6 protein-coding genes and 2 pseudogenes are annotated in these 6,891 nt (G+C 37.9%); all 8 read left to right on the forward strand.

Annotated elements, in window-relative coordinates; translation table 11 throughout:
* Positions 1–235: pseudogene (locus GBM95_RS12385) on the forward strand (polysialic acid transporter); the annotation flags it as partial.
* Positions 236–246: 11 nt separating this feature from the next.
* Positions 247–486: a hypothetical protein gene (locus tag GBM95_RS10530; RefSeq protein ID WP_152159052.1), complete on the forward strand. Its 240-nt coding sequence runs from the start codon at positions 247–249 to the stop codon at positions 484–486.
* A 29-nt stretch (positions 487–515) separates the two neighbouring features.
* Positions 516–2,285: a glycosyltransferase gene (locus GBM95_RS10535; RefSeq protein ID WP_152159053.1), complete on the forward strand. Its 1,770-nt coding sequence runs from the start codon at positions 516–518 to the stop codon at positions 2,283–2,285.
* A gap of 1 nt (position 2,286) precedes the next feature.
* Positions 2,287–3,408: an SEL1-like repeat protein gene (locus GBM95_RS10540; RefSeq protein WP_152159054.1), complete on the forward strand. Its 1,122-nt coding sequence runs from the start codon at positions 2,287–2,289 to the stop codon at positions 3,406–3,408.
* Positions 3,408–4,868, forward strand: a complete 1,461-nt coding sequence (locus tag GBM95_RS10545; RefSeq protein WP_152159055.1) for a hypothetical protein — start codon at positions 3,408–3,410, stop codon at positions 4,866–4,868. Before GBM95_RS10540 ends, GBM95_RS10545 begins: the two co-directional genes overlap by 1 nt.
* Complete coding sequence (locus tag GBM95_RS10550; RefSeq protein ID WP_193222671.1) at positions 4,858–5,505, forward strand: acyltransferase; 648 nt, start codon at positions 4,858–4,860, stop codon at positions 5,503–5,505. Before GBM95_RS10545 ends, GBM95_RS10550 begins: the two co-directional genes overlap by 11 nt.
* Positions 5,505–6,341 carry a UTP--glucose-1-phosphate uridylyltransferase GalU gene (gene galU / locus GBM95_RS10555; RefSeq protein ID WP_152159057.1) on the forward strand — a complete coding sequence of 279 codons (837 nt, stop codon included), beginning with the start codon at positions 5,505–5,507 and terminating at the stop codon, positions 6,339–6,341. Before GBM95_RS10550 ends, galU begins: the two co-directional genes overlap by 1 nt.
* Before the next feature lie 27 nt (positions 6,342–6,368).
* Positions 6,369–6,891: pseudogene (locus GBM95_RS10560) on the forward strand (phosphomannomutase/phosphoglucomutase); the annotation flags it as partial.

Genomic DNA, 6,891 nt, shown 5'->3' on the forward strand with positions numbered 1-6,891 from the left:
GCTCGACGATTACTTGGCAGCGGCGGGCGGTGTGTCCGACCGCGGGGATGAAAAGCACATTCTCGTAGCGAAACAGAACGGGGAAGTGGGGCTTGCCGAACATCTCGGCATTAATGCAGGGGATCGGATCTTGGTTTTGCCGAAGGTAGACGTGAAATCGATGCTTTTGGCGAAGGACCTGATGACGATTGTTTATCAAATTGCGGTGGCTACTAAGGTTGCTGTAGATCTTTAAGGAAACCCAAAATGAAAGCAAACAATGAGTTGAACATCGAAGAGTTACTTCAAGAAAACCAAGAATTAAAACATAGACTATCTCTCATTGAAGAACAAGCAAAACTAAAGTATCAAAATCATCTGAGGTATCGACTTGGAAATGTAATTGTCGAAAATATTGATAATCCATTAAAAGCACTATCTATTCCTATGCGCCTTTTAAAGGTATACAAACAATACAAGGAAGAACATAAAAAAAGGAAAATATAAAACTTTATAAATTCAACGAAGAGGCACCATTGGTTTCGGTAATTATTGCAGCATATAACTGTGATAAATATATCAATCAATGCATAGATTCGCTATTAAATCAAAGCTTCAAAAATTTCGAGATTATTGTAGTAGATGATGGCTCGACTGATCGCACATACAGCATTCTAAATGAATATAAAACTAAGAACAAAAACTTATACATTTATAGACAAAAAAATAAATATGCAGGAGTGGCCAGGAATAACGGTCTTAGCCGTGCAAAAGGTGAGTATGTACTATTTTTAGATGCAGATGATTTTTTTGAGCCTAATATGTTGATGTTAGCTTATCAAAGAGCTAAATCAGTTGATGCCGATATAGTCGTTTTTAAAGGTCGCGAATATAACGACGTTACAAAAGAATTTAAAAACTGTCGATTCCCATTAAGTCCTGAACTATTCCCTAATAAAGCGGTCATTAGTGCTGGCGAGTTTGGAGAGAAATTATTTCAAGCAAACTCATGTATTGCGTGGAATAAATTAATAAGTAAAAAATTTATTGATAAGGTTGGAGTAAAATTCTCCTCAACAAAATCGTCAAACGACACGGTCTTTATTTATACCCTCCTATCTCTTGCTAAACGAATTACTTTAGTAAATGAGATTCTTGTAAATTATAGAACGGGAAATCCTAACTCACTACAAAGAAGTAAAGCCAAGAGTTGGGAGTGTATTTGCATTGCTTTTTTCCAACTTAAGAAGAAGCTCATAGAAACCGGCCAATATGAATCTCAGAAGCGTACGTTTATAAATAAAGCATTGCAAGCTAATCTTTACTATTTAAGTACTATTGACGACAAGACGAGGGCAATTATGGAATGCTCTCTAAACAATAAATATTTCAAGCTCCTCGATATTAATAAATATGCAGAGGTTCCGAACTTTATCTACAATAAAAATTTTAGGAAACAGTATATAGAAATTAAACAGAAGAAATACATACCGATTGTATATGCTTCGGACAATAACTATGCAAAATATACTTCAGTTTCAATCCAAAGCATTCTAGAGAACTCGGCCCAAAGGAATTTTCTTATTTTCTATATTTTAATTGATGATGAATTTAGTGAAAGAAACAAGGAGCTTTTAACAAATCAAGTTGAAAAATACGGACACAATATCGTTTTTGTTAATATGAAAGATGCATATAAAGAAGAAAATTTAAAAATTGCACACATCTCTCATCACACATATTACAGATTGCAATTACCAAAGATACTAGGATATCTAAATAAACTTATATATATTGATGGTGATACTATTGTACTAGGAGATATAGGAGACTTATTTGACTTCGACATCAAAGACAGTTATTTTGGAGGCGTTAAAGCACCTGCATTCGACAATAAAAAACATCGAAATAGACTGGGAATTGATACATCTAAATATATAAATGCTGGTGTACTTCTCGTAAACAATAGACTACTTATTAAAGATAAGGTTCAAAAGAAGTTCGAAGAGCTATTGAATAATTCTTATGATTGTCAAGATCAAGACATTATTAATGTTGCTGGTTTTGGTAAAATTACATTACTTCCGATTAAATATAATTTAATGACTAAATATCAGAATACTTTCTCGAGATTCATATCTGAAGGAAAAATCGATAAATCTGAATTTGACGAGGCTATAAAATGCCCACTCATAATCCATTACGCAGATAAAATTAAGCCATGGGATGATAAGACATCATGGTTAGCTGCTCATTATTGGGAATATGCAGAAAAGAGCCCATTCTACATCACGAAGGAAAACTAAAATGGAAAACCTGAAATCCGCAAGACTCAGTCGATCTAACCAAAATTTTGAAGAAGCTATTCGATTTTATGAAAAATATTTTGAATCACGGAAAAATGCAAGTGTGAGCAATAACGTTTATCGTGAGTATATTGATTGCCTTCTTGGAACTAAAATTCCGTCTAATATTGCAAATGCGAAAAAAATTTTGATAGATTTAGTTGACAAAGGTGATACTCTGGCAGCAGGAAGACTCGGGAATTTCTATCGGGACGGATTGGACGGAAATATCGATATACCTAAGGCAATAGAATCTTATAAAAAAGGGGAAAATCACAGATGGATTAAATTAGAACTTGTAAAAATTTTGCTCAAATATGGCACATTTAATGATGTTCGACAAATTCCAGGGATTAATGATCTATTTAATAAAGAGGAAAAAGAATTTATTCCGATTCATATTACGAACAGACGTGATAGAGTATTGAGTTCTGTCCAAAATTCAGGTGGAGAATCAAAGTATCAGTATTCGTTGTTTAGAAACGGCAAACTTCTAAAAAACTTTATCCATACAAGTTCAATGATTAATTGGACTCTTAAAGAGACTGGTTTCTATACAATTGCTGGTAAAGTTGTTGGAACTAATAAGTTCTTTGTATCCGAAATATTTCGCAGATTCTCTGCCAATGATGAATTATCTTTTAACCAGTTCAACAACAAATTATGTAATGAAGTAACTCAAACGATTCCGTTTTATAAACTTAATTATCCTTTCTCCGATTTTGCAATCATAATAAATCGGAATCAAAATGAAATTAACTTATCGAAGTTAGAAGGTTTTGAAGTCACAAAAATTCACGAAAACGCATATTTTGTTGGCGTACCCATTAAACATGAGAAATATTTCTTTTCAGGCTATGCGCATTTTAATGATCGATTAATTTGGGGAAGCGAGGATTTTGATTCATTGTCTGAAAATGACAGATCTGAAATATTTCTTAAGACCGGAAATTTCTCTTTCTTTTTAGAAAAAATCAAAAATATTATTTTGGGACAGACTTTTTTGGTCATTCCAAGATTTTCTTTTCCGAAAACGATAATTATTTCGTTGCATCGAACCGGTATTCGCTTGCGCTTATGTTAATGCAAGCGCTCGATTTTGATATCGAAATCAATACTGATTTTGCATTATTCTCACTCTCAATGCAAAATAGTATGTTGACTGACCAACCTTTCAGTCAAGAAGGCATGGTCAAAAACCTTTATTTCTTAAAAACCAGTGAATATTTTGAATTTGATTTCTCTCAAAGAAAAATAAATATTGTTGATGGGATTTCTGAAAGTTTAGAAAATAACCATGAGACATACGATCAACTGATTCGTAAAGCAAGCAATGAAATCAAAAATAACATTAAAGGCTATGTAGAATCAAAACGGTTTTCTAAATTCACCGCTGACCTGACTGGTGGACTTGATTCTCGATTAGTGTTTGCTGGCCTTACAAAGCAAACAAACGCAAATACAATTTTTACTCTTCTAACAGGCGGAGCTGAAAGAGAAATTCAATGCTCTTCTCGAATTGCTGAGGATTTCGACTTTAAGTTCGATAAAATTTTCCCCTCTTTCAGAAAAATTAAATTTGGCTTTAACTTACCAGAAACTCTTACTCCTAGTGAGTTTCTAGACTTGCTTGTCAGTTACGATCTGGGAACCTGTTTTGATCCATCTAGAACATTCCCTGTTATTCACCTCAACGATTATTGTCGAATTACAGGATGTAGTGGTGAAGCTTGTACAAGACCGTATATCTCTTTAAGACTATTTAACACCAAAGAAAAAAATGACAAAAAAATTGTAGATGAATACTATCACTCATATTTTAGTCGAATGAATTTCACAGGAAAAAACATCGAATTTGCAAAAGCCTATTTATTACAGCGTCTTCATAATGACAAAGGGTTTCCTGAAAATTACGAGCAAATTCTATTGCAATTTCGAAACAGATTTCATTTTGATAATACCGCAAGAATTTCATACTCGACACCATATCTGAGTCCCCTTCAAACAGTTTCTGGTTTCATTGCACTCTATAAAAATCTAAAAGAGTCTAATTATAAAATTGCTTTCGATATTTTAAAGAACATCAATCAAGACCTGACAAATTATGAATTTGAGAGCTTTAAAGATAATGTTGAAGCTGCGAAATTTTCATGTAAAGAGAAATTAAAATCAGTCAAGGAAATTTCGACCGATTGGAAAAAGGCGCAGGATATGTTTATTCCGTACAACTATGATCTTGTGAATTCATCTTCATTTTCAAAGAATGATACTTTTATTCCAGTTTTGTACGACAAGATTCCAGATCTTCTGCGAGCTGTTTCGGAAGAGGAATTGTTAAATGAAGATGCAATACGAGATTTATATCTTTACTTCAAACAGGCAAAGGCTGAAAAGAAAAATAAAGAAATTCTATCTCTGTTCATGAAGCTGTATTCTTTGTACTTAATTATTTTGATCAAAAATAAGAGAAAATTTAATGTTTTAACGTACCAGCCCCTGCAATTTAAATATCAAGATGGGAGTTTTGAAAAAAATGGCAAATAATCTTATTTTGATCAACGAAATTGGACAGCAAGCTCCAATAGATCATTTTACCAATCTAAATTATAGATTTACGGGAAACAATGGGACAATAATAATTCACGAGGATTTGCAAATAACGGAAAAACTAGGAATTACTTGTGGAGAAAATGCCATTGTATTCATCGGCAAAAAAAATAAAATAAATAGAGCTTCATTAAGTGCAGGGGCTTGTAATTCATTGATTAGTATTGGTGATAGAAATTTTCTGCGCCAATTCTCGGTATTTGCTGATAATGAACCTAATTTGACAGTAAGAATTGGTAATGACTGTCTGTTTTCTACAGGGATTACCTTTAGAGCCTCAGATGGTCACACCATATTCGATACTGCATCAGGTGAAATAATTAACAGACCGAAATATGGAATCATCGTTGAAGATCATGTTTGGATTGGGCAAAATGTATCTATTTTAAAGGATACATACATATCCAAAAATTCCATTGTTGCAATGGGAGCTGTAGTTTCAAAGGAATTTAAAGAAGACTCAGTTATTGTGGCTGGCGTTCCGGCAAAAATTGTCAAACGTTCAATAAACTGGGATATTAGAAATATATATTCTTTTGAAACTGGTTTAAGTATTCCTTCTGTTGAAATATAATGAAAGCAGTATTTCCCGTAAACGGTTTGGGTACCCGTTTCCTCCCGGCCACCAAGGCCATGCCCAAAGAGATGCTCCCTGTCGTCGATAAGCCGCTGATTCAATATGCGGTTGAAGAAGCGGCAGCAGCTGGCATCACCGAAATGATCTTCGTAACCGGACGCACCAAGCGGGCCATTGAAGATCACTTCGACTACCGCCCGGAACTTGAGCGTGAGCTTGAGGAAAAAGGCAAGACTGAACTTCTTGAAACGCTCCGCTCCATTGTTCCGGCCGGTGTTACATGCGTCTACATTCGTCAGCCGCAGCCTCTGGGACTTGGTCATGCCGTTCTGTGTGCTCGACCTGTTGTCGGCAATGAACCTTTTGCCGTCATTCTTGCCGACGACCTGGTCGACGCCGACGTCTCCGTAACCAAACAGCTTGTCGAAGCCCGCGAGCGTGCCGGCGGCGGCAATGTATTGGCCGTGCAGCAGGTTCCCCGCGAACACACCAAGCGCTACGGCATTGTGTCCGCATCTGCAACTGAGGACGAACGTCGGTTCGACGTTTCCGGCATCGTTGAAAAACCCGATCCGGCCGTTGCACCTTCGACTGAAGCCGTGATCGGCCGCTACGTCTTCGAACCGTCCATTTTCGAATACCTCGCGAAGCAGAAGCCCGGTGCGGGCGGCGAAATCCAGCTCACCGACGCGATTGCTGCCTCTCTCGGGAATGTGCATTGTTCGGCTTATCGCTTCGAAGGCCGGCGTTTCGACTGCGGCTCCAAGCAGGGCTTTGTCGACGCTACGGTCCATTTCGCTCGAAAACGCGGCTTCACAATAGCTGCAGATTAAGGCGTCATATGGAAAAGGAGGAGCAAAATGAAAGTCGACGCCTCTATCTTTAAGGCTTACGACATCCGCGGCGTGGTCGACCAGACGCTCACGGAGGATGCGGTTCTAGCGGTTGGCCGAGTTCTCGGCAACTTGGCGCTTGACAAAGGCGCCGGGCGGTTCTGTGTGGGCCGTGACGGTCGGCTGACCGGCGAGCGGCTTCAGAACGCTCTGGTGGAAGGCATTGCCTCAACAGGCATGGACGTTCTGGATGTCGGGGCCGTGCCCACTCCCGTTCTCTATTACGCAACCAAGTACTTTGATTGCGGCACGGGTGTTGCAGTCACCGGGTCGCACAATCCGCCGGAATACAACGGTCTCAAAATGATGGTGGCCGGCGTCACGCTCTTTGCGGATCAAATTCAAAACGTTCGTGAACGAATTGAACGCGAGGACTGGCTTACTGCCGTTGCACCAGGCTCTATCGAACGTGTTGATGCCGTTACGCCGTATGTTGAAAAGGTGATTGACGGCGTTCGACTTTCCCGTCGACTTAAGGTTGTGGTTGACG

The organism is Sutterella seckii (genome assembly GCF_009183815.1).
GTDB lineage: Bacteria > Pseudomonadota > Gammaproteobacteria > Burkholderiales > Burkholderiaceae_F > Sutterella > Sutterella seckii.

Excerpts from the sequence above, each read along its gene's own strand:
- GBM95_RS10530 (WP_152159052.1), top strand. The coding sequence starts at position 247 with ATGAAAGCAAACAATGAGTTGAACATCGAAGAGTTACTTCAAGAAAAC.
- GBM95_RS10540 (WP_152159054.1), top strand. The coding sequence starts at position 2,287 with ATGGAAAACCTGAAATCCGCAAGACTCAGTCGATCTAACCAAAATTTT.
- GBM95_RS10545 (WP_152159055.1), top strand. The coding sequence starts at position 3,408 with ATGCAAGCGCTCGATTTTGATATCGAAATCAATACTGATTTTGCATTA.
- GBM95_RS10550 (WP_193222671.1), top strand. The coding sequence starts at position 4,858 with ATGGCAAATAATCTTATTTTGATCAACGAAATTGGACAGCAAGCTCCA.
- galU (WP_152159057.1), top strand. The coding sequence starts at position 5,505 with ATGAAAGCAGTATTTCCCGTAAACGGTTTGGGTACCCGTTTCCTCCCG.